General features: G+C 58.8%; 22 protein-coding genes. 14 read left to right on the top strand and 8 right to left on the bottom strand.

Going from position 1 to position 22564, the window contains the following annotated elements:
- Positions 1–145: 145 nt before the first annotated feature.
- Positions 146–490 carry a YbaB/EbfC family nucleoid-associated protein gene (locus ACR0EL_RS15220; protein ID WP_353009142.1) on the top strand — a complete coding sequence of 115 codons (345 nt, stop codon included), beginning with the start codon at positions 146–148 and terminating at the stop codon, positions 488–490.
- A gap of 61 nt (positions 491–551) precedes the next feature.
- On the top strand, positions 552–1145 hold the full coding sequence (gene recR, locus ACR0EL_RS15215) for a recombination mediator RecR (RefSeq protein ID WP_480500798.1): 594 nt from the start codon (positions 552–554) through the stop codon (positions 1143–1145).
- Between the two features lie 33 nt (positions 1146–1178).
- On the opposite strand, the gene ACR0EL_RS15210 is transcribed toward recR, so the two are convergent.
- A complete protein-coding gene (locus ACR0EL_RS15210) occupies positions 1179–2024 on the bottom strand; it encodes an FkbM family methyltransferase (protein ID WP_480500797.1) in 846 nt (281 codons plus the stop codon).
- A 173-nt stretch (positions 2025–2197) separates the two neighbouring features.
- Here ACR0EL_RS15210 and ACR0EL_RS15205 point away from each other — a divergent pair, with 173 nt between their 5' ends.
- Entirely contained in the window at positions 2198–2686 is a 489-nt protein-coding gene (locus tag ACR0EL_RS15205) for a hypothetical protein (protein WP_480500795.1), read from the top strand.
- Here ACR0EL_RS15205 and ACR0EL_RS15200 read toward each other — a convergent pair.
- A complete protein-coding gene (locus tag ACR0EL_RS15200) occupies positions 2683–3324 on the bottom strand; it encodes a ribonuclease T2 family protein (protein WP_480500794.1) in 642 nt (213 codons plus the stop codon). The two genes, ACR0EL_RS15205 and ACR0EL_RS15200, sit on opposite strands and share 4 nt — an antisense overlap.
- A 130-nt stretch (positions 3325–3454) precedes the next feature.
- Here ACR0EL_RS15200 and ACR0EL_RS15195 point away from each other — a divergent pair, with 130 nt between their 5' ends.
- Entirely contained in the window at positions 3455–4219 is a 765-nt protein-coding gene (locus ACR0EL_RS15195) for a DUF1013 domain-containing protein (protein ID WP_480500793.1), read from the top strand.
- 52 nt (positions 4220–4271) lie between these two features.
- Positions 4272–4661 carry a hypothetical protein gene (locus ACR0EL_RS15190; RefSeq protein ID WP_480500792.1) on the top strand — a complete coding sequence of 130 codons (390 nt, stop codon included), beginning with the start codon at positions 4272–4274 and terminating at the stop codon, positions 4659–4661.
- A 47-nt stretch (positions 4662–4708) separates the two neighbouring features.
- On the opposite strand, the gene ACR0EL_RS15185 is transcribed toward ACR0EL_RS15190, so the two are convergent.
- Together ACR0EL_RS15185 and ACR0EL_RS15180 are read right to left on the bottom strand one after the other, a co-directional pair.
- Complete coding sequence (locus ACR0EL_RS15185; RefSeq protein WP_480500791.1) at positions 4709–5740, bottom strand: permease; 1032 nt, start codon at positions 5738–5740, stop codon at positions 4709–4711.
- Complete coding sequence (locus ACR0EL_RS15180) at positions 5733–6041, bottom strand: ArsR/SmtB family transcription factor (RefSeq protein ID WP_480500790.1); 309 nt, start codon at positions 6039–6041, stop codon at positions 5733–5735. Before ACR0EL_RS15180 ends, ACR0EL_RS15185 begins: the two co-directional genes overlap by 8 nt.
- A gap of 132 nt (positions 6042–6173) precedes the next feature.
- Between ACR0EL_RS15180 and pdxR the strand changes: the two genes are divergently transcribed.
- The 7 genes from pdxR to ACR0EL_RS15145 all read left to right on the top strand — a co-directional run bounded on the left by pdxR (position 6174) and on the right by ACR0EL_RS15145 (position 16262).
- A complete protein-coding gene (gene pdxR / locus ACR0EL_RS15175; protein WP_480500788.1) occupies positions 6174–7634 on the top strand; it encodes a MocR-like pyridoxine biosynthesis transcription factor PdxR in 1461 nt (486 codons plus the stop codon).
- Positions 7635–7759: 125 nt separating this feature from the next.
- Complete coding sequence (gene xsc / locus ACR0EL_RS15170) at positions 7760–9529, top strand: sulfoacetaldehyde acetyltransferase (RefSeq protein WP_480500787.1); 1770 nt, start codon at positions 7760–7762, stop codon at positions 9527–9529.
- Positions 9530–9556: 27 nt separating this feature from the next.
- Positions 9557–10600 carry a phosphate acetyltransferase gene (pta, locus tag ACR0EL_RS15165; RefSeq protein WP_480500786.1) on the top strand — a complete coding sequence of 348 codons (1044 nt, stop codon included), beginning with the start codon at positions 9557–9559 and terminating at the stop codon, positions 10598–10600.
- Positions 10601–10655: 55 nt separating this feature from the next.
- A complete protein-coding gene (locus tag ACR0EL_RS15160) occupies positions 10656–11687 on the top strand; it encodes a YeiH family protein (protein ID WP_480500785.1) in 1032 nt (343 codons plus the stop codon).
- A gap of 27 nt (positions 11688–11714) precedes the next feature.
- Positions 11715–14534, top strand: a complete 2820-nt coding sequence (locus ACR0EL_RS15155) for a molybdopterin oxidoreductase family protein (protein WP_480500784.1) — start codon at positions 11715–11717, stop codon at positions 14532–14534.
- 91 nt (positions 14535–14625) lie between these two features.
- The gene (locus tag ACR0EL_RS15150) at positions 14626–15375 is read left to right on the top strand and encodes a 4Fe-4S dicluster domain-containing protein (RefSeq protein WP_480500782.1); all 750 of its coding nucleotides are present in this window, start codon (positions 14626–14628) and stop codon (positions 15373–15375) included.
- A complete protein-coding gene (locus ACR0EL_RS15145) occupies positions 15375–16262 on the top strand; it encodes a dimethyl sulfoxide reductase anchor subunit family protein (RefSeq protein WP_480500780.1) in 888 nt (295 codons plus the stop codon). Before ACR0EL_RS15150 ends, ACR0EL_RS15145 begins: the two co-directional genes overlap by 1 nt.
- A gap of 144 nt (positions 16263–16406) precedes the next feature.
- Here ACR0EL_RS15145 and dapA read toward each other — a convergent pair whose 3' ends face one another.
- Positions 16407–17279: a 4-hydroxy-tetrahydrodipicolinate synthase gene (gene dapA / locus ACR0EL_RS15140; protein WP_480500779.1), complete on the bottom strand. Its 873-nt coding sequence runs from the start codon at positions 17277–17279 to the stop codon at positions 16407–16409.
- A 135-nt stretch (positions 17280–17414) separates the two neighbouring features.
- Here dapA and ACR0EL_RS15135 point away from each other — a divergent pair, with 135 nt between their 5' ends.
- Positions 17415–19388, top strand: coding sequence for a lytic transglycosylase domain-containing protein (locus tag ACR0EL_RS15135; protein WP_480500778.1), 1974 nt, complete (start codon positions 17415–17417; stop codon positions 19386–19388).
- Here the strand turns inward: ACR0EL_RS15135 and ACR0EL_RS15130 are convergent.
- Positions 19362–20231: a DMT family transporter gene (locus ACR0EL_RS15130; protein ID WP_480500777.1), complete on the bottom strand. Its 870-nt coding sequence runs from the start codon at positions 20229–20231 to the stop codon at positions 19362–19364. The genes ACR0EL_RS15135 and ACR0EL_RS15130 overlap by 27 nt on opposite strands.
- Positions 20228–20893 carry a tRNA (5-methylaminomethyl-2-thiouridine)(34)-methyltransferase MnmC2 gene (gene mnmC2 / locus ACR0EL_RS15125; RefSeq protein ID WP_480500776.1) on the bottom strand — a complete coding sequence of 222 codons (666 nt, stop codon included), beginning with the start codon at positions 20891–20893 and terminating at the stop codon, positions 20228–20230. The genes ACR0EL_RS15130 and mnmC2 overlap by 4 nt, the downstream gene beginning before the upstream one ends.
- 55 nt (positions 20894–20948) lie before the next feature.
- On the opposite strand from mnmC2, the gene ACR0EL_RS15120 reads away from it, so the two are divergent.
- On the top strand, positions 20949–21983 hold the full coding sequence (locus tag ACR0EL_RS15120; protein ID WP_480500775.1) for an NAD(P)/FAD-dependent oxidoreductase: 1035 nt from the start codon (positions 20949–20951) through the stop codon (positions 21981–21983).
- 7 nt (positions 21984–21990) lie between these two features.
- Here the strand turns inward: ACR0EL_RS15120 and ACR0EL_RS15115 are convergent, their stop codons facing one another.
- Entirely contained in the window at positions 21991–22530 is a 540-nt protein-coding gene (locus tag ACR0EL_RS15115) for an NADPH-dependent FMN reductase (RefSeq protein ID WP_480500774.1), read from the bottom strand.
- Positions 22531–22564 lie beyond the last annotated feature (34 nt).

The raw sequence follows: 22564 nt of genomic DNA, 5'->3' as shown, positions 1-22564 counted from the left end.
GCGCGGGCTTTGCCCGCGCTGCCGGGCCCAACGGGAGGAAAGGTCTTGCCAAAGACCTTGATGACGGGCGGGAGCACGACTGCCCCTTGTGCCACAAGAGCACCCTCCGTATTTAGTCAAGAAACACAGATACAGGAGAATTCGGATGCTCAAAGGACTAGGCGGTCTGGGCGATATGGCCAAGATGATGAAATCGGCTCAGGACCTGCAGACCAAGATGACCGATATGCAGGAAGAACTGAATACCATCATGGTGGTTGGCGAATCAGGTGCAGGGCTGGTCAAGGCAACGGCCACGGCCAAGGGCGAACTCAAAGGGTTGGATATCGATCCGTCGATCTTCAACGGCGACGACAAGGAAGTTGTCGAAGACCTGATCCTGGCCGCCATCAAGGACGCACAGACCAAAGCTACCGAACGCTCTCAGGCGGAAATGGCCAAGCTGACCGAAAGCATGGGCCTGCCCGCTGACATCAAACTGCCGTTCTGATCTCGGTCATTTCGCAAATGCACTCGCCAGAGGCCTCCTCCGGCGCCAGACAGGACAGGCCGTGAGCTCAAACAGCGACATCGACAATCTGATCGACCTGATGGCCAAGCTGCCGGGCCTCGGCCCGCGTTCGGCCCGTCGCGCTGTGCTGCACCTGATCCGCAAACGCGCCCTGTTGCTGACGCCCTTGGCGGACACGATGCAACAGGTCGCTGCCACCGCCCGCGAATGCCTGAACTGCGGCAATGTCGGCACCACCGATATCTGCGATATCTGCAATGACGAGGCCCGCGCAACCGGAGAGCTTTGCGTGGTCGAAGATGTCTCGGACCTCTGGGCGATGGAGCGCGCCGGAGTGTTCAAAGGCCGCTACCATGTTCTGGGCGGCACACTGTCGGCACTGGACGGCGTGGGCCCGGACGAATTGCGCATTCCGAGGTTGAAAGACCGCGTTGTAGCCGAAGAGATTACCGAGGTCATTTTGGCCCTGAACGCCACCGTCGACGGCCAAACCACCGCTCACTACATTGCGGATCAGTTGGAGGGGTCGGTCCGCCTGACCTCACTGGCGCAGGGTGTGCCGATTGGGGGGGAACTGGATTATCTGGATGACGGGACGATTACGGCAGCGTTGAGGGCGCGGAAAGAACTCTGACCTGCAATCTAGTTCGGCACTGTCAAACGGTGTTTAGCTTAATTGCTGTCTGGACATGAAAATATCGCCCCATTTCCTGTCTTCTCCAGACAGATAATCGATACAGTCGGTCGCGTTGATACGATCCAATGATTTGTTCCGATTTCGCATCAGATAGATAAAATCAAAAGCCTCAAGCACCTTGCGAAACGCAACCGCATCGAAATCAGGTTTGGGAATTCGCCAGCCTTCAAAGATCGCCAGATCGACCCGTTTCCAGAAGTTTAGCGGCAGTTCGCTCATCAAGACTTCATCCAGCCCTTGAGTGTCGGATTTCCAGATCAGACGGTGTTTCGTCGCCTCTTGCCCCATGCATTCATCCAGTAGGGCCTCAGAAATCCTTCTGACAGGTGCTTTGATTACGTGATGCTTACGCCCCGTCACCGCATTTTCATTGAACGAAAAGTTTCCACCATTGATGGCATCCATGAAAAAGGTCAGCTCACCCTCTTCCTTGCCAAGGCCGTAGTCGAAAACCGAAGCCGTGGGCAACGCCCTCAGATTTCGCCGCAAGTGCTCGACATTGTCCGGGCTGGGCTCAAAACACGAGGCGGACCTGACGGTTGGGTAGTTGATCAGAACTTGTCGGGAAAACAGCCCCACATTCGCCCCGACATCGATCAGGTGATAAGACCCGGTGTTGCAAACCTGTCTGATAAAGCGTGTCTCATCAAAATTCCATTCCATGCGCTGTGCGACATGCGGAAAGATGGAACCATCGGTCCGAAGCGAGATTTCGTTTCCTTTTTCAAACGTGCCGTAAAGCGGGCTGTTTTTCGGAAGCAATAGCTGGACAGACGCGCAGTTCGCACGCAACAGCGGTATATGTTCACGTTTCACAATCTGGACTCGCTTTTCGCTTGGTCGGGGTGTTTATGCCTGCCCAGAAACCTGCAGGAAACAGTCTTTCATCACAAGCATTTAACAGCGCTTTGGCAAAAACCTTTGTTGGTAAGTCATTTATCTGATTACCTACGCGGTTAAGTGTTTCGGCCTTATCTGGAGCTTATTCAATGACCCGCCTTCTCGCCCTGACCCTCGCCGCTTTCACGGCCACCTCTGCCCTCGCTCAAGACCTCGTCGACAAGGGCTTTGTCGAAGGCTGGAACATCATGATGGACCCAGCGCTTGGGAATGGGTGCCTGATCCAGACGGTGTATCAGGACCTCTCGGTCGTGCGTCTGGGCTATGACGCGTTGGACAATCGCGGGTATTTCACTGTGTTCAACAAGGCCTGGGGCAACATCGAACCGGGTCAAAGCTATCCGATCCGGTTCGAGCTGGACGGCAAGAGTTTTGACGCCACGGCCATCGGGTTCAAACAGGACCGCGTGCCGGGGGCGACGGTGTTCTTCACGGACCGCGACTTCGTGACAGCGATTGCCCAGAACAAAACGATGACGGTGTTCAACCCCGAGGGTCAGCCGGTCATGGCGATTGATCTGACAGGAACGGCCAAAGCGCTGGAATATGCGCGCGAGTGCCAAAACAAAGAGCTTTAGCGAATCGGATCAAGCAGCGCGTCTTTATCCGCACAATCGCGGATCACATCCCGTCCACACGGGACCGGGTCCAGGTCTCGGGTCAGGCATAGGCGGACCTCTTCGATATACCCCCGTTTGCAGGTCACGGTGATCATGTCGCGCTCTAGTCCGGGATTGGCCTTTAGAAAAGCCTCTTCGACCACTGCGGCGGGTAGTTTCACGGTTGCGTCCAGTTGGCGAAAAACACTGGGGCGTTCAACACGGTCATAAGCCTCGCGCGACAGGGCGAAATACGCTGGCGCAGACAGGCCCGAACAGGTGCCATGTTTTTTCCACTGATGCCAAGCCAGGCCAGAACTGCCCTGTATATCCTCCATCGCGCGGGTCATACTGCGCGAAGGCGGGGCCTCGGGCGTGCGGCAGTAAGACGGCCAGCCTTGATGAAACTGCGGCCAGAGCCCGTGCAAGATCCAGCCATGGTCGTGCCGCGCATCGCATTGATCCGACCCACGTGCGTCCCCTTCGCGGGCGCACCAGTTGGGTGACCAGCTGAGCGACAGGACATAATAGTCAAATTCGCCCGCCTTCTCGCCCTCGGCCTGCGCAGCCAGACCACACAGCAGCGCGAAAACAAAGCCCAAAATCCCTTGGCGCATTCGCCTCTTTCCTTCTTGCACTGGCGCGACTATATACGGCCCAAGTTCCCCGACAACGGAAACCTGCCCCAAAATCCCGGGGCCGCCGAATTCCGGCGACGGGACAGATGTATGTATAGGAGACGGGCTGATGGCAAAACCGCTTATGGCCAAGGCCACCGCCGTATGGCTGGTGGACAACACCACGATCAGCTTCAAGCAGATCGCGGATTTCGTAGGGATGCACGAGTTGGAAGTGCAGGGCATCGCCGATGGTGATGTGGCCACTGGCGTGAAGGGCTTTGACCCGATTGCCAACAACCAGTTGACCCAAGAAGAGATCGACACGGCGCAGAACAACCCGCTGCACAAGCTGAAGCTCAAGTTCAACCCGTCGGCCACGGGCGAGGAAAAGCGCCGCGGCCCGCGCTACACCCCGCTGTCCAAGCGTCAGGACCGTCCGAACTCGATCCTGTGGCTGGTCAAGTTCCACCCCGAACTCACTGATGGACAGATCGCCAAGCTGGTTGGCACCACCAAGCCGACCATCCAGTCGATCCGCGAGCGCACGCATTGGAATATCTCCAACATGCAGCCCATCGACCCGGTTGCCCTGGGCCTATGCAAACAGTCCGAGCTGGACGCCGTGGTTCAGAAGGCGGCCGCGAAGAAGGCGGCCGAAGGCGGCGTGATGAGCGATGACGAGCGCCGCAAGCTGGTCTCGACCGAGCAGTCGCTGGAAATGGACGCTGCGCCGAAAATCCCGACGGCAATTGAGGGTCTGGAGACCTTTTCTCTGTCAGACGAACCGGAAGGTGAGGCAGAAGACAGCGATCCGATCGTGGATGCTGACAGCTTCTTCAACCTGCCCAAAGGCAGCGGGGACGAAGAAGAAGAGGACGATCAGCGCCCCTGATGTGTTTGCCGCCTCGGCCTAAACAGGCCGGGGCCTTTCCAACGGAAGCCTCATGCTTAGCGTACTTTCCGCCATTTTTGGCCCACACCACGCCGTTTCGATTTATGCGTTCCTCAGGACTTGGGGCCTGGGTCTGGCTGCGGGCGTAGGGATGATCGCAATCGTATCCACTCTGTTCCTACTGGGCGGAGATGGCGAGCACGAGCATCATTCGTTCATGACCGTCCCCGTCCTGTCCGCCACTGCGATCAATGGTGATCTAAGGAATGGCGTGATCGCATCGGTCCGGCTGCCGGATGGTACCGCAGCCTCGATCACCTCGACCGAGGCACCCGTGTCCCAAACAGTTGGAACCAGCGCCTGCATCGAAAAGCGCGTCTATGTGGACAGCGGAGAGCCCAGATATCGCTTCAAACTGCCAAAGTTCTGCGACGCAAGCTGATCTGAATGGAATTGAAACCGCCCGGCCATGGAGCCGGGCGGTTCCCTTTAGAGCGTCTGGAACACGATGCCGGCGACGATCGCACCGCCAACGCCGAGGCTCAGATAGGTGGCGAAAACACGCGGCTTCACCAGCGACCAGACCGCCGCCATCGCAGGGATCGAGCTCACAGCACCTGCGACCATGAACGACATCGCAGCGCCCGCAGTCATACCCTGTTCCATCAAACCGGCCAAAAGCGGCGGCGCGACGTAGGAGTTCAGGTAGGCAGGCATTCCAACCAGTGCTGCGATTACTATGGGCAACACACCTTCGCCTCCAACAACGCGGGCAATCAGGTCTGCAGGTACGTAGCTGACCAGCAGCGCCTCAAGCACATAGGCCAAGGCCAACCATTTCAGCAGGAAGATACCATTGTGCAAAAACTCGGCGCGGAAACGCTGACGTCGTTCGGGTTCCTGCCAGAATTTCCAGACCGGCTTGTCATCCATCTTGGGCCCGCAGCCGCAGCATCCCGCCGGTTTGTATTCCCGCAAAGGCTGGGCGAACGCCCCGCTGCGCATTAAAAAGCGAACGGCGAAACCGCCGAACAGGCCCAGCGCTACGGCAGCCACCGCCTTGCCAATAGCAAAGGGCCAACCCAATGCGCTTGCCGTAATCAGCAACGTCGGCGGGTCGATGAGCGGTGAGCTGAGCCAGAACGCCATCACCGCTGACAGCGGTGCACCCAAAGCCAACAGACCGGCGATAAACGGAATAACCTCACAGGAACAAAACGGCGCTAGACCACCGAACAGGGCCGCCAGAAAGATCATCCGTGTTTCGCGCCCTTCAAAGGCGCGCGCCACCATAACTTCGGCCCCTGTAGCCTTGAGGTACGAGAGCAACAAAACGGCAAACAGGATGTACTGACCCGTATGCGCCAGTGCCTTGGCTGCGAAGGTCACGACCGCGACCCAGTTGTCCGGATCAAGGATCGCCACCAACGCCAGGATGGCAACGATCAGCGCCCAAGGCGTCTTGATTAGGTTAAGCACAGCCTTAGACGACAGCTTCGGATTTTGTGTTAACTCAGCCATCGTTCGCGGCCTTTCCCACCTCATCGGCGCAGCATTCGCTGAGAATGAATTGCGCCAGATTTCGCAACTCGTCAAAGCAGGCGCGGTTGATCGTATTACGCCCGATCTTTTCCTGCTCGACAACGCCACCGGCAGCCAGAAACCGCAGGTGATGCGCCAAGGTTGACGGTGCGATCCCGGTGCGCGTCTGGATTTCGCCGACCGTCAAACCGGTCCCACCTGCTCGGACGAGCGTTTTTAGAACCTGTAACCGGGCCTCGGACCCCATGGCCGAGAATCCCGCCGCTGCGGTTTCCCACATTTGATCTCTCCATTAAACTAATTTTCTAGTTATTTAGTTTGATTCGAACTGCCCGTCAATCCACTGCTAGAAATTTCAGCAAACAAAGTAAGTCCAGATTGCCCTATCCGTAAGTCCAGCCTATAAGCGCCTATGGCCATCTCGATCGACACATTCTTCCTTGAGCTCAATGGGCAAGGCACGCTGCAGGCGCAGATCCAGCAGATGATCGCCGAAGGCATTCTTTCAGGTCGGTTCCATGTCGGAGAGAAACTGCCATCGTCCCGGAAACTGGCCGCACATCTGGGCGTAAGCCGTATCACCGTGACGCTGGCCTATACTGAACTGCTCGCTAACGACTACCTGACTGCGAAAGGCCGATCCGGATACTACGTGTCCGAGAATGCGCCGGTGCCGCCAAAATATTCGCCTGTTCAGCGCAACGAAGAAACCATTGATTGGAACAGCGCCTTGGCCCGCCGGTTTTCAGGCGGGGATTTGTTGTCCAAGCCCGCTGATTGGCGCGACTACCGCTATCCATTCATTTACGGGCAGGCCGACCGAACCTTATTCGATCATGCCAACTGGCGGCTCTGTGCTGTTCGCGCGCTTGGGCATAAGGACTTCGCCTCGTTAACCGCTGACTACGTGGATCAGGATGATCCACTTTTGGTGGAGTTCATTGCCCGCCACACCCTGCCCCGCCGTGGCATTGCTGCCCGGCCCGAAGAGATTCTGATCACCATGGGCGCGCAGAACGCGCTGTGGCTGGCCTCACGCGTGTTGCTTACCCACCATCGCACTGCAGTGATCGAAGACCCTTGCTATTACTCGCTGCGCAACCTGCTAGACCATTGGGATTGCGATATTACGGCGCTTCCCGTCGACCGGGACGGCCTTCCCCCAGATCAGTTGCCCGAAAACACCGATGTGATCTTCACAACCCCCAGCCATCAAAGCCCGACCACCGCGACCATGCCCATTGGGCGCCGACACAAACTGCTGGAACGCGCGCGCGAATTGGACGCCATGGTGGTTGAAGATGACTATGAGTTCGAGATGGCTTTTCTGGGCGCGCCCTCTCCGGCGCTGAAGTCGATGGATCGGGATGGGCGCGTAATCTATGTGGGTAGCTTCTCAAAATCTCTCTTTCCCGGATTGCGATTGGGGTACATGGTCGGGTCCGAGCCCTTCATACGTGAAGCACGCGCCCTTCGATCCATGGTGTTGCGTCATCCGCCGGGCCATATCCAGCGGACAGCGGCCTATTTCCTGTCGCTGGGCCACTACGACGCTCAGATCAGGCGCATGTCCAAAGCACTGGCAGATCGGCGGGAAACGCTCGACAAGGCCGTCGAACATCACGGGTTGACCGTTGCCGGGCGGGGCATCATGGGCGGATCATCCCTGTGGATGTCCGCACCCGAAGATGTCGACACTACCAGGCTTGCGCACAAGTTGCAGGGACAAAGCGTACATATCGAACCCGGGCTGCCCTTCTTCTCGGGGCCAGAGCAGCCACAGAACTATTACCGGCTTGGGTATTCTTCCATTCCCCAAGATCGGATCGAGCCTGGGATAAAGCTGATAGCCGATGCGATCCGGGCCAACTGACAGCCGACTGGACCTAATCCGCGCCGCGTTCTGGACCTAACGCCACCCTGCCCAATGGGTCAAAACCAATAGCAACGGCGGGGTAGCGTGCCCGGCCATTCCTCACCTGCCCGGAGATCAGTCACATGAAAATGACCACAGAAGAAGCTTTTGTTAAGGTCCTGCAGATGCATGGGATCGAACATGCGTTTGGGATTATTGGCTCGGCCATGATGCCGATCTCGGATTTGTTCCCCAAAGCCGGGATCATGTTCTGGGACTGCGCCCATGAAGGCAGCGCCGGTATGATGGCCGATGGCTACACCCGCGCCACCGGCAAGATGTCGATGATGATCGCCCAGAACGGACCCGGCATCACCAACTTCGTCACCGCCGTTAAAACCGCCTATTGGAACCATACCCCGCTTCTGCTGGTCACCCCTCAGGCGGCAAACAAGACCATCGGTCAGGGTGGTTTCCAGGAAGTCGAGCAGATGAAGCTGTTCGAAGACATGGTCGCTTATCAGGAAGAAGTCCGTGATCCGTCCCGCGTTGCCGAAGTTCTGACCCGCGTCATCAGCCAGGCCAAGCGTCTGTCTGGTCCGGCGCAGTTGAACATTCCGCGCGACTTCTGGACTCAGGTCGTTGATATCGAAATCCCCGAGCCCATCGAATTCGAACGCAGCCCGGGTGGCGAAAACTCGGTGGCGAAAGCGGCTGAGATCCTTTCGAACGCCAAGAACCCTGTCATCTTGAACGGCGCAGGCGTGGTTCTGTCCGAAGGCGGCATCGACGCCTCGATGGCACTGGCCGAGCGTCTGGATGCGCCGGTTTGCGTCGGCTACCAGCACAATGACGCCTTCCCCGGCAATCACCCGCTGTTTGCTGGCCCGCTGGGCTATAACGGCTCGAAAGCGGGTATGGAGTTGATCAAAGAAGCCGACGTTGTTCTGGCTCTGGGCACTCGCCTGAATCCGTTCTCGACCCTGCCCGGTTATGGCATGAGCTACTGGCCAGAAGATGCCACCATCATTCAGGTCGACATCAACCCGGACCGTATCGGCCTGACCAAGAAGGTTACCGTTGGTATCGTTGGTGACGCGGCCAAAGTGGCAAACGGCATCCTGCGCCAGCTGTCTGACGACGCAGGCAATGCAGGCCGCGACGAACGTAAATCCAACATCGCGCAGAAGAAATCCGCATGGGCGCAGGAACTGACCTCGCTGACTCACGAGCAGGACGATCCCGGCACCACGTGGAACGAACGCGCCCGTGCCGCCAAGCCCGACTGGATGAGCCCCCGTATGGCCTGGCGCGCAATCCAACAGGCCCTTCCGCGCGAAGCAATCATCTCGTCCGACATCGGCAACAACTGCGCCATCGGCAACGCCTATCCAGATTTCGACGAGGGTCGCAAGTATTTGGCACCGGGTCTGTTCGGCCCCTGTGGTTACGGTCTGCCCGCCATCGTCGGCGCTAAGATCGGTCAACCGGACGTGCCAGTTGTTGGCTTCGCCGGTGACGGTGCCTTTGGCATCGCAGTGAACGAGCTGACCGCCATCGGCCGCTCGGAATGGCCCGCCGTAACCCAGATCGTTTTCCGCAACTACCAGTGGGGTGCGGAAAAGCGGAACTCGACCCTGTGGTTTGACGACAACTTCGTGGGCACCGAACTGGACACGCAAGTGTCTTACGCCGGTATCGCACAGGCCTGTGGTCTGAAAGGTGTGGTCGCCCGTACTCAGGATGAGCTGACCGCTGCCCTGAACCAGGCCATCGAAGATCAGAAGAACGGCATCACCACCCTGATCGAAGCCATGATCAACCAAGAACTGGGTGAGCCCTTCCGCCGCGACGCGATGAAGAAGCCCGTTGCAGTTGCCGGTATCGATGCCAGCGACATGGCTGCACAGTAAGCCAAACTCGGATCGGAGCCGGAACGTATGACCCTAACGCCCATCGAGCTTTTGCGTCAGAACGTCCCGGCGACCCGACCTGTGATTTCCCTCTGCGAAGGCAGTGATCCCCGCATTGTTGCGGGGGCACTGGCCGCTCATCAGGCCGATCTGGCCGATATCATACTGGTTGGACCTAGGGCCGACGTAGAAGCCGCGCTGCAAGATCAGGGCGCCGCTCCGTCAACAGGTATCGCGGTTCATGACCCTGCAACCTCGGACCTGTCTGAGGAATTTGCCCAAACCTATTTTGAGCTGCGCCAGCACAAAGGTGTCGACCTTACGAAGGCTCAGGCGGCTGTCAAAACCCCCTCTGTCTATGCGGCGATGCTGGTCCGCAGTGGCCGGGCCAACGGTACGGTTGGCGGTGCTGTTCACACGACCGGAGACATTGTCCGCGCGGCCATTCATGTGATCGGCATGGCCCCTGACGCCGGAATGGTGTCGTCTTTCTTTTTGATGTACCCGCCTGAGAACGCGCAACCCGGTGCGCGCGCAATGATTTATTCCGATTGTGGGTTGATCATCAATCCAACCTCGGACGAGCTGAGCAAGATCGCAATCGCCTCGGCAACTTCAGCCCGCGCCCTTCTGCAGGTTGACCCTAAGGTTGCGATGCTCAGCTTTTCGACCAAGGGCAGCGCCCGACATTCGGATGTAGATAAGGTGGTTGCGGCAACGGACACACTGCGCAGCGCTGCTACTGATTTGGATGTTGATGGAGAGCTGCAGTTCGACGCAGCCTTTGTACCATCGGTCGCGGATCGCAAATCCCCCGGATCACCTGTGGCGGGACAGGCAAACGTCATGATCTTCCCCAATCTCGACGCGGGTAACATCAGCTACAAGATCACCCAAAGGCTGGGTGGCTACACCGCGATTGGCCCGGTTCTGCAAGGTCTGGCGAAACCTGCCAACGATCTGTCCCGCGGCTGTAGCGCAGACGATGTGACACAAATGATTGCCGTAACCGTGTTGCAGTCGCTAAGTGTAGCCTCACCACCACCGCCAGTTCATTCAGCTAGCACCTAATCTTTGCGGCTTTGCCGCCAAACATGATACGCGTTCAGGAAAGAACACAGGACAGATGCTGGCTAAGTTAGACCTCAAAAACCATTTCGGCGCGGATGCCAAACAGACGTTGCGCACTTTATTTCCCGGCGTGATGGTTGCGATCATCGTTGCTGTATCAGCAAAGTTTCTGTCCGAACACTATGCGACCCCCGCCATGCTGATGGCGCTGTTGCTTGGTATCGCGCTCAGCTTTCTGGGGGAAGAAGGCAAAACCGTCCCCGGCGTCAATTTCTCCGCCAAGTCTCTGCTACGTCTGGGTGTTGCGCTTTTGGGGGTGCGCATTTCGATGACACTGATGGTGGGCCTTGGCTGGGATCTGATCGCGCTGGTTGTGGGCGGCGTGCTGGCCACGATCGCCTTTGGCCTTCTGATCGCCGACTTCTTTGGACATAAATGGCGTTTTGCCTTCCTGACCGCTGGCTCTGTCGCCATTTGCGGCGCCTCCGCCGCGATGGCAATCAGTGCGATCCTTCCAAAGGATGAGCGATCCGAGGAACGGCTGATCTTTACCGTGCTTGGTGTTACCGTACTGTCGACCATAGCAATGATCGCCTATCCGATCCTGGTGCGCACTTTGGGTATGAACGAGGTTGCAGGCGGCGTGTTTTTGGGTGGCACGATCCACGACGTGGCACAAGTTGTCGGCGCAGGTTTTTCAATTTCTGAACAGACGGGCGACACCGCCACGCTGGTAAAACTCTTCCGCGTGGCGATGCTGGCCCCGGTGGTTCTGATCGCATCGCTTATCATTCGAGGTTTGACCAACTCGGACGAAATGGGCGCGCGGCCACCGATCCTGCCCGGCTTTGTGATCGGCTTTCTGGTTCTGGCAGCGGCCAGTTCCTTTGGCCTGATCCCACCCTTCCTCTCGGAACTGCTCAGCCAAACGTCACGTTGGCTGCTTCTGATCGCGATCGCCGCAGTCGGGATGAAAACCAACCTGAAACAAATCCTGTCGGTCGGCGGCGCCGCAATTGCCCTGATCGTTGTAGAAACTCTTTTTATTGCAGGAGTTATCCTCGCCGGACTAACATTCCTGACCTGAACCGACGCCCCTAAACAAGGACGCCAGATGACAATCCAGCAACCGAAGATCGACACCAGCCCGAAAGTCTCGGACGAGATCCGCAAGACCACGTGTTACATGTGCGCCTGTCGCTGTGGCATCAACGTTCACATGAAAGACGGTAAGGTTGCTTACATCGAAGGCAACCGCGATCATCCGGTGAATAAAGGCGTGCTCTGTGCCAAAGGCTCGGCCGGGATCATGCAGGTCAATGCCCCATCCCGACTACGCAAACCATTGCGCCGGGTGGGTCCGCGCGGGTCCGGAGAGTTCCGCGAAATCGAATGGGATGAGGCAATCAGCACTGCTGTTGGCTGGCTGAATGAATTGCACGAGACGGCTCCGCAAAAGCTGGCTTTCTTCACCGGCCGCGACCAGAGCCAGAGCTTCACCAGCTTCTGGGCACAGAATTTTGGCACACCCAACTATGCGGCCCATGGTGGCTTCTGCTCGGTCAATATGGCCGCTGGTGGAATCTACACAATGGGCGGCGCCTTCTGGGAGTTTGGCCAGCCTGACTGGGACCACACCAAGCTGTTCATGCTGTTCGGCGTGGCCGAGGACCACGACAGCAACCCGATCAAGATGGGTATCGGCAAGATCAAGGCGCGCGGCGCGCGGGTGATCGGCGTGAACCCGATCCGTTCAGGCTATAACGCGGTGGCTGACGACTGGGTCGGGATCACGCCCGGCACAGACGGTCTGTTCATCCTGTCGCTGATCCACGCGCTGATGAAAGCGGGCAAGATCGATCTGGACTATCTGAGTCGTTACACCAACGCGCCAGTTCTGGTGAATGCCGCCGAGGGTCCAGAGAAGGGCCTGTTCCTACGCGATGCCGATGGCAAACCGCTGGTGATCGACCGCATGACCGGCAAGCCAACCGCCTTTGACAAACCAGGCGTTCGCCCTGATCTGTCCGCCACGTACGAAAAGGATGGCATCACGCATCGCCCGGTCTTCCACCTGATGGCAGAAAAGTACCTCAGCGACGATCACGCCCCCGAGGCCGTGGCCGACCGCTGTGGCATCCCAGCCAAACGCATCCGCGCCATTGCCGCCGAAATTGCCCGCGTCGCCTTTGATGAGGCGATCGAGCTGGATCATGAATGGACCGACTTCCGGGGTGAAACACATTCCAAGATGACAGGTCGGCCCGTCAGCTTCCACGCCATGCGCGGGATTTCCGCCCATGCCAACGGGTTTCAGACCTGTCGCGCCCTGCATGTGCTGCAAATTCTGCTGGGCACGGTCGAGGTCCCCGGCGGCTTTCGTTTCAAACCGCCCTACCCCAAACCGGTTGAGGCGCATCCGACCCCGCATGGCGACCGTCGCCCGGGCCGCCCGCTAGAAGGCCCTCACCTTGGCTTCCCGCGTGGTCCCGAAGACCTGCTGCTTGACGAGTGCGGCACCCCCCAGCGTATCGACAAGGCCTTTACCTGGGAAAATCCGATGTCGGCCCACGGGCTGATGCATATGGTAATCTCAAACGCCGCTGCGGGTGATCCCTACAAGATCGACACGCTATTCATGTACATGGCGAACATGTCGTGGAACTCCTCCATGAACACCAAAGGTGTGATGGAGATGCTGACCGCCAAAACCGAAGACGGCAAGTATGTCATCCCGAATATCATCTATTCGGATGCCTATTCCTCGGAAATGGTCGCCTATGCCGACCTGATCCTGCCCGACACGACCTATCTGGAACGGCACGACTGTATCAGCCTGCTGGATCGTCCAATCTGCGAGGCCGACGCCGCCGCAGATGCGATCCGCTGGCCGGTGATCGAACCTGACCGCGATGTGCGCGGCTTCCAATCCGTACTGATCGAGCTCGCCAACCGCATGAGCCTGCCGGGCTTCACCAACGAAGACGGCACACCCAAGTGGAAGGACTATGCCGACTATATCGTCAATCACCAACGCAAACCTGGCATCGGCCCATTGGCGGGGTTCCGAGGCGAAGATGGCGACAAGGAAGGACGTGGAGAGGTCAATCAGGACCAGCTGAACCGCTATATCGAAAACGGTGGTTTCTACGTGGCCCATATCCCGGAAGGGGCCGACTACTACAAACCATGGAACGCGGCCTATCAGGACTGGGCCGTGGGCATGGGCCTTTATGACAGCCCACAACCTTACTTGTTCCAACTATACTCTGAACCAATGCGCAAGTTCCAACTTGCCGCCGAAGGGCACGGCGACCGCCAGCCGCCGGATCACCTGCGTGAGCGGATCAAAGACAAGATGGACCCGCTGCCAATTTGGTATGAAACCGATCAACAGGGTAACGAAGGCTACACCGTCAACGCCCTGACCCAACGCCCAATGGCGATGTATCACAGCTGGGGTACTCAAAACGCCTGGCTGCGGCAGCTGCACGGGCGCAACCCTCTCTATGTCCCGACCAAACTGATGCGCGAACACGGGCTGCAGGATGGCGACTGGGCCAAAGTCAGCTCTCCGCACGGGGAAATCACAGTACCAGTCATGGAGATGGCCGCGCTCAACGAAAACACCATCTGGACCTGGAACGCCATCGGCAAACGCAAGGGCGCCTGGGCCCTACAGGACGACGCCCCCGAAGCCACCAAAGGCTTTCTGTTGAATCACCTGATCCACGAACTCCTGCCACCAAAGGGCGACGGAATGCGATGGGCAAATTCTGACCCTGTAACAGGACAAGCCGCCTGGTTCGACCTGAAGGTCAGGATTGAAAAAGCCGACCCGCCATCAGATGCGGAAAGCCAACCTGAATTCGGCGCTATCCAGTCCCCGGTTGGCACCGGTCCCAGGGATATCGCATGGAAGGTCGGAAAATGACCCGATCCATTCTTCATCTGGCTAAAAGTATCCCGGGGTCTGGGGCAGAGCCCCAGCCCGCCCTCACCACCAAAGCGGAGGCAAGGCCGTCATGACCCAGCTCCCCCAATCCACCGAACGCAAGATGGGTCTGGTCATCGACCTGGATACCTGTGTGGGCTGCCACGCCTGCGTGATTTCCTGCAAAGGTTGGAACACCGAAAATTACGGCGCGCCCCTGTCGGATCAGGATGCCTATGGGGCCGACCCATCCGGCACCTTCCTGAACCGTGTGCATTCTTACGAGGTACAACCGGAACAAGGTGCGGCTCAGCTGATCCATTTCCCAAAATCCTGTCTGCATTGCGAGGATGCACCCTGCGTCACCGTCTGCCCCACCGGGGCCAGCTACAAGCGGGTTGAAGACGGGATCGTGTTGGTCAATGAAAGCGATTGCATCGGCTGCGGCTTGTGTGCCTGGTCCTGCCCTTATGGCGCGCGCGAGATGGACATGGCCGCAGGGGTGATGAAGAAGTGCACCCTCTGCGTTGATCGCATCTACAACGAAAACCTGCCCGAGGTAGACCGCGTGCCTTCATGTGTGCGCACCTGCCCGGCCGGTGCCCGCCATTTCGGCGACCTCGGCGATCCGAACAGCGATGTCAGCAAACTGGTGGCAGAGCGGGACGGCATGGACCTGATGCCCGAAATGGGCACCAAACCGGTTAACAAATACCTGCCACCTCGACCCAAAGATCAGATTGAGGACCAGATCGACATTCTCGCCCCTCTGCTGGCCCCTGTAGCGGAAGAGCCCAAAGGGTTCCTTGGCTGGCTCGATAAAACACTGGAGAAGCTCTGATGCATCCGGCCCCTTCTGTCATCATCTTCACCACCTTGTCCGGTCTAGGCTTTGGTCTGCTTATCTTTCTGGGCCTCGGCCTGCCCGAAGTCACCGGCTGGGTTGCGTTTGTGTTTTTTGCCATCGCCTATGCCTTGGCCGTCGGCGGTCTGATGGCGTCAACCTTTCACCTTGGCCACCCGGAACGCGCGACCAAAGCCTTCACGCAGTGGCGCTCAAGCTGGCTTAGCCGGGAAGGTTGGTGTGCGGTTATCGCCCTGATCATTATGGGGTTCTATGCTATCGGCGCTGTGTTTCTTGGGCAGCATTGGGGCGCACTTGGACTGCTGGGCGCACTGTTTTCGCTTGCGACGGTGTTTACGACATCAATGATCTACACACAGCTCAAGACGATCCCGCGCTGGAATTTGAAACTGACACCGGCGATGTTCCTGAGCTTTAGCTTGGCCGGGGGGGCACTGCTGGCTGGCCAGACGTCTATCGCCATACCATTGTTGTTGATCGCTGCGTTGGTCCAGATTCTGTACTGGCATCAAGGTGACAGCGCGCTCGCAAACTCCGGAACCGATCTGGGCACCGCAACCGGATTGGGTGCGCGCGGAACCGTGAGTGCGTTTGAGCCGCCGCATACAGGCACCAACTACCTGCTGCGGGAATTCGTCCATGTGGTGGGTCGCAAACATGCACAGAAGCTGCGGATGATCGCGTTTTTGCTGGGCTTTGTGTTGCCTCTGCTTCTGCTGGTTCTACCGGTCGGAGGTTTGGCGTTGAAGCATCTTTTTGCGTTGCTGGCCGCGATCTCACATCTGGCGGGCGTTGCCGCGTCGCGTTGGTTGTTCTTTGCCCAAGCCGAGCATGTGGTCGGATTGTACTATGGCAAGCGATAGGTAGGGGGGCCAGCCCCACTTGAGCCTGCGGCTCAATTCACCCCCCGGGATATTTCTGGCCAGATGAAGTCTGGATCCGGGCTGAAATGGAAAGGGCGGCGCTCGGGGATCGAGGCCGCCCTTTTTACTTGGACTTGTTTAGGCTCAGATCAGACCGGCATGGGCCATGGCCGCGTCAATGGCCGCTTTGGTGCTGTCTTCCAATGTGGTCAGCGGCAGGCGCACCTCAGCGCTGCAGCGGCCCAATTTGCTAAGCGCGTATTTAGCACCCACAAGGCCGGGTTCGATAAAGATGGCCTCATGCAAGGGCATCAGACGATCCTGATAGGCCAGTGCCGTGGCATAGTCGCCTGACAATGTCGCTTGCTGGAATTCAGCGCAGAGTTTCGGGGCCACATTGGCTGTGACCGAGATACACCCGACACCGCCATGGGCGTTGAAGCCCAAAGCCGTCGCATCTTCACCTGACAGCTGGCAGAAATCGGCGCCGCAGCTTGCACGCTGTTGGCTGACCCGCGCCAAATCGCCCGTGGCGTCTTTTACCCCGACAATACGTGGCAGCTTGGCCAGCTCACCCATCGTAGCGGGCGTCATGTCGATGATCGAGCGACCGGGGATGTTGTAGATGATGATCGGAATATCAGCACAGTCGTGCAACGCGGCAAAATGTTCGAACAACCCACGCTGAGTCGGCTTGTTATAGTAGGGCGTCACGACAAGTGCGGCATCCGCACCGACCTTCTTGGCAAACTGAACAAAGCGCACAGCTTCAACCGTGTTGTTCGAACCGGCACCGGCAATCACCGGTACGCGACCAGCGGCGGCTTTGACCACCTCTTCCACAACCGTCTCATGCTCATCATGGCTCAGCGTGGGGCTTTCCCCGGTCGTGCCCACGGGGACCAGCCCGGTCGAACCGGCTTCGATCTGCCATTCGACCAGGTGTTTGAGCGTATCCAAGTCCAACGCGCCGTTTGTGAACGGGGTGACGAGGGCGGGCATAGAGCCTTTGAACATGACACGCTCCTTAAGGTGCAGTTTCCGTAATTTTTGCACCGCGGGCCATCACGATTTAGGCTTTGTGAGTTGATCCCGGCGGCGCAAGGTTTATCCTCACAGGCTCTATCCTTGGTTGGTTGGGAAATGCAAGGCATGACACGCGTTCTGGGCCTGATGTTGGCCGTGATTCTGTATTCCGCTTTATCGCCACAGGCCGTGCGGGCGGATGCCGCTGCCGAATTGCGTGCCGGGTTAAGCGAGATGCGCAAGGGTGACTGGAACGAGGCACTGCGCGTCTCAGGGCAGCGCGGATCGGTGTCGCGCGATATCATCGTATGGGAATGGTTGCGGCAGGGCTTTGGCAGCTCGGGTGATGTGCTGGTGTTCCTGGATCGCCGTCCGGACTGGCCTGGACTGGCCTGGCTGCGCCGCAAAAGCGAGCCGTCTTTTACCGGCGCAGACCCCGATCGCGTTTTGAGGTTTTACGCGGATACGCCACCGCAAACGGCGGAGGGCGCGTTGAACTACGCCGTCGCCCTGAAGGCAAAAGGGCAACAGGGTGAGGCACAGGCGGATATCGTCACAGCGTGGCGCACTATGCCCATGGGCGCGGGGCTACAGAAAGACTACGTCGAGAATTTTGGCAAGCTGCTGAAACCCCATCACGCAGCGCGGTTGGACCGGATGTTATGGGATGGCCATCTGGTGAGTGCATCCCAGATGTTACCACTGGTGGGCGCAGATGACCGCAAACTGGCCGAAGCACGGATCGCGTTGCAAAAGCGTCAACCTGGCGTCGATACAAAGGTGGCCGCAGTGCCAAAGTCGGTTGCGGATGCCCCGGGTCTTGCCTTTGACCGTTTTGTTTGGCGCGACAAGAAAGAGCTGGACGAAAGTGCCGTTGATCTGATGCTGGCCCGATCTACCAGCCCGGAAGCCTTGGGTGAGCCTGACAAATGGGCCGAAGGACGGCGCAGGCTGGCACGGCTGGAGATGCGGCAAGGCCGATCGGCGCGGGCCTACAAGGTGGCCTCAACCCACCACATGACGCCGGAAATGGGCTATGCCTATGCAGATTTGGAATGGTTGTCCGGCTTCCTGGCCTTACGCAGGTTGAACGATCCGGCCACGGCTGTGCGTCATTTCCAGAATTTCTCGGACGCCGTGCAATCCCCAATCTCGAAAGGTCGCGGGGGGTATTGGCTGGGCCGTGCTTATGCGGCGCAGGGTGAGGCGGAAAAGGCGTATGAGGCTTATGCCATCGGGGCGGATAATCAGACCTCGTTCTACGGGTTGTTGGCGGCTGAACAGATCGGACGCCCGTTTGATCCTGAACTGGCGACACCCCGCCGTGCGCCGCATTGGCGGCAGGCGGATTTCACCAATTCCAGCGTTCTGGAGGCCGGGCTGCTGCTGTTGAAAGCAGGCGAGGATAACCTGTCCGAGCGGTTTCTGACGCATCTGGTCGAAGGCCTTGATCCGGTTCAGGCCGCTCAGCTGGGCGATCTGGCGATTGAGCTGAACGAACCGCATCTGGCGGTCATGATTGCCAAACGGGCAGCCACCGCCGGAACGGTTCTGCCTGCGGCTTACTATCCGGTGCATCCTGTGGCCGATATGGGCCTGCCCATGGCGAAGGAAATGACACTGGCGATCGCACGACGCGAAAGCGAGTTTGATCCGGTTGTGGTCAGCGGTGCAGGCGCGCGCGGTCTGATGCAGGTGATGCCAGCCACGGCGAAACTGGTGGCGCAGGAGCTAGGTATCCTCAGCGGGCATCAGACCGGGCGCTTAACCTCGGACTGGCAGTATAATGCCAAGTTGGGGGCCAACTACCTGTCGGGGCTGGCGGCTGATTTCAACGGTAATGTGGTCATGATGGCGGCCGGGTACAATGCCGGGCCACGCCGGCCTATTTCTTGGATGGAACGCTATGGCGACCCGCGCCGGGGACAGGTGGATGTGGTCGATTGGATCGAGACCATCCCGTTTAGCGAAACCCGCAACTATGTGATGCGCGTGGCAGAAAGCCTTCCGGTTTACCGCGCGCGTCTGGGCCAACCAGCCCTGCCAATCCCCTTTTCGCAGGAGTTGACCGGCTCAACCCTGGCTGCGTTCGCGCCATAGGGTGAAAAGGCCCGCGGCCACAACAACTGCCGCCCCGACAACCACCCCGGGGCGCAGTACTTCACCAAAGACCGAAATGCCCAGGATCGCGCTCCAGACGAGGTGGAAATAGGCAAAGGGTTGAACGGCGCTTGCCTCGGCCATCTCATAGCACTTGATCAGCAGCCAATGCCCAAGCGCCCCGCTGACGCACAACACCGCCATCCAGCCCCAATCGCCTTGGGCCATGGGTTCCCAGAACCACATGCCAACAAATGTCATGGCGACCGCACCGGACACGCCGGTCCAGAAAAAGCTTGTGGCCGTGCTGTCCTGACGCGCGGCATAGCGGGTCAGCAAGCCGTAAAGCGCGAACATCAGGGCTGAGATCAATGGAATGATGGCCCAAGGGTTAAAAACCCCAACCCCCGGCTGCAGGATGATCAGAACACCAACGCAGCCCACACCAATCGCCGTCCACCTACGCCATCCGACCCGTTCGCCCAACACCGGGCCGCTCAGTGCCGCAACAAGAAGCGGATAGCAGATAAAGACAGCCATGCTGTCGATCAGCCCCAGAATGGTAAAACTGAATACGGCAACGCAGATTTCAGCCGCAAGTAAGACGCCCCGAAAGATCTGCAATCCGAGTTGGTTGGTCCGGGTCGTTGCTCTCAATCCTCCGGGCGCGCGCGCAGCCAAGGCAATCACGAAGGCAGCGAAGAACCAATAGCGGATCATCACAACCATGTACGTATTATAGGACTCGGCCAGATGGCGAGAGATTCCGTCCTGCAAGGCAAAGACGATTGTCGCGCCAATCATCAACGCAACACCCGCACGCGTGTTGTTCTGCTGCGTCATGCTTTGACCGCCCGTGTCATATGGCGTTTGCGGCCATAGCCGGGGGTTCTGGTCACTTGGAAACCTGCGTCTTCCAATCCGCGCCGCACGAAACCGGCTGCGGTATAAGTGGCCGCCGAGCCCCCTTGGACCGTGTGATCCGCGACCTGCTGCATCAGGTCTGCACCCCAAAGCTCGGGGTTCTTGGCGGGAGAGAATCCATCCAGGAACCACGCATCCGCATGCCCCAGCCAATTCTGTAACGTCTGGCGTGCGTCACCTTCGATGACGGTTAATGCCAGCGTATCGAGCAGGCAGTCTTTCCCTGTCCATTTCTCCAGAAATCGATCCGCCCAAGGCGCTAATTCAGGGAATGCAGCCAAAGCCCGCCGCATATCCGCCAGTTCCATCGGATACGCTTCGAAGCTGGTGAAGCGCAGCGGGGTTGTGTGCCCCGCCTGTTCCCAGGCGGACCACACAGTAAGCATGTTCAACCCGGTGCCAAACCCCAGTTCGGCAATGTGGAAACCGGGGGCAAACCGCGCAGGCAAGTCGTTGCCCGCAAGGAATACATGCCGTGTCTCCTCAACCCCGTTTCGCAACGAATAGTATGGGTCGTCGAAACGATCCGAGACGGGTATCTGATCCTCGGTCCACGTGACCTCGGCGCGCTGGTCTGCCATCGGGGAATCCTGTAGCTAAGCGGCGCGACACTGAACAAGGAAAAGGAGTTTGGCAATGGTCGATGTGACCGTCAAAGGCGCCGGGATTTTCGGCCTGTCGATCGCCTGGACCTGCGCGCAGCGCGGCGCGAAGGTGCGCGTCATCGACCCCTTTGGGCCGGGCGCTGGCTCCAGCGGCGGTCTGGTCGGCGCTTTGGCCCCGCATGTGCCCGAAAACTGGAACGCCAAGAAGGCCTTTCAGTTCGACAGTCTGATCATGGCCGAACCGTTCTGGGCTCAGGTCGAGGCCGTCGGCGGTGTCTCTGCCGGGTACGGGCGTTTGGGGCGTATCCAGCCGATTGCCGACCCGCGCACCCTTGATCTGGCGCGCGCGCGCGAACTGACTGCACAAGATCTTTGGCAGGGTCTTGCCGCGTGGCGAGTGATCAAGACTGCTGAAGCTGGATCATGGTGCCCGCCCAGCCCGACCGGCTATATCATTCATGACACGCTAACCGCCCGGATGCATCCGCGCCGCGCTTGCGCCGCGCTGGTCGCGGCTTTGGCGGTTATGGGGGTAAAGGTGGTCACTGACGCACCCGATGCAGGTCGGGTTGTACACGCCACCGGAGTCGCTGGCCTGCAAGAGCTGAGCGAAGCCTTTGGTAAAACTATCGGCAACGGCGTAAAGGGTCAGGCAGCGCTGCTGCGGTTTGATGCGGGCGCGGTGCCGCAACTGTTTGCGGATGCGATCCATATCGTGCCCCATGCTGATGGGACGCTGGCCATCGGCTCGACCTCGGAACGTGACTATGACGATCCCGCCAGCACCGACAGCGCGCTGGACGATGTGATCGAGCGCGCCATGCAGGCGGTTCCGCTGCTGCACGGGACCGAGGTGATCGAGCGTTGGGCGGGCGTCCGCCCCCGCAGCAAAAGCCGCGCGCCGATGCTGGGCGAACACCCCCTGCACAAAGGTCAGTTCATCGCCAATGGCGGATTCAAGATCGGTTTCGGCATGGCCCCGAAAATTGCCGAAGTCATGTCCGATCTTATGCTGGATGGGCGGGATACGATCCCGGATGATTTCCGGCCCGAAGCCTCGCTTTGACCCGGCTCTAAGCGCTCAGGTTCCGTAGCTTCTGCATCAAGGTCCCCAGCGTCTGCTCATAGCGCGCACTGGTCAGCCTGCCATGGTCATCAAACTCGTTCGAACTGTTGGCCAAATGGATTTCCGGACCCTGCAAAATCAGCGGCTGGAACGGTACCATATAGGCCCGAAGGATCATCTGGGCCCGTTCACCCCCTGCACGACCCGCAGCGGCTGACATAACCGCAACGGGCTTGTCGGCCCATGGGTTGCCTTCGGTCCGGCTGACCCAGTCCAGCGCATTTTTCAGAACACCAGAGGGACCCTTGTTGTATTCCGGGGTCGAGATGATCACCGCATCTGCTTGCTCGATCTGAGCCCGCAGCGTCTGAACAACGGCAGGAATACCCTCGTCTTCCTCAAGATCCCCATCATAGAGAGGGAGGTTTAGATCGGCTTCGACAAACTCAGCTGGATCAAAAAGCCGTGCAGCTTCGCGTAGCAATTTGCGGTTGGTTGCGCTTTGGCGCAGGGACCCGGACAGGCCCAGTAGGATCGGTTTGGACATCAGGGGAAACTCCGTTTCGTTGTTTCCCCATAGT

This window comes from Ruegeria sp. AH12, from assembly GCF_056541465.1.
The sequence above is the reverse complement of the archived record's forward strand: the minus strand, read 5'-3'. Positions and strand labels throughout refer to the sequence as shown.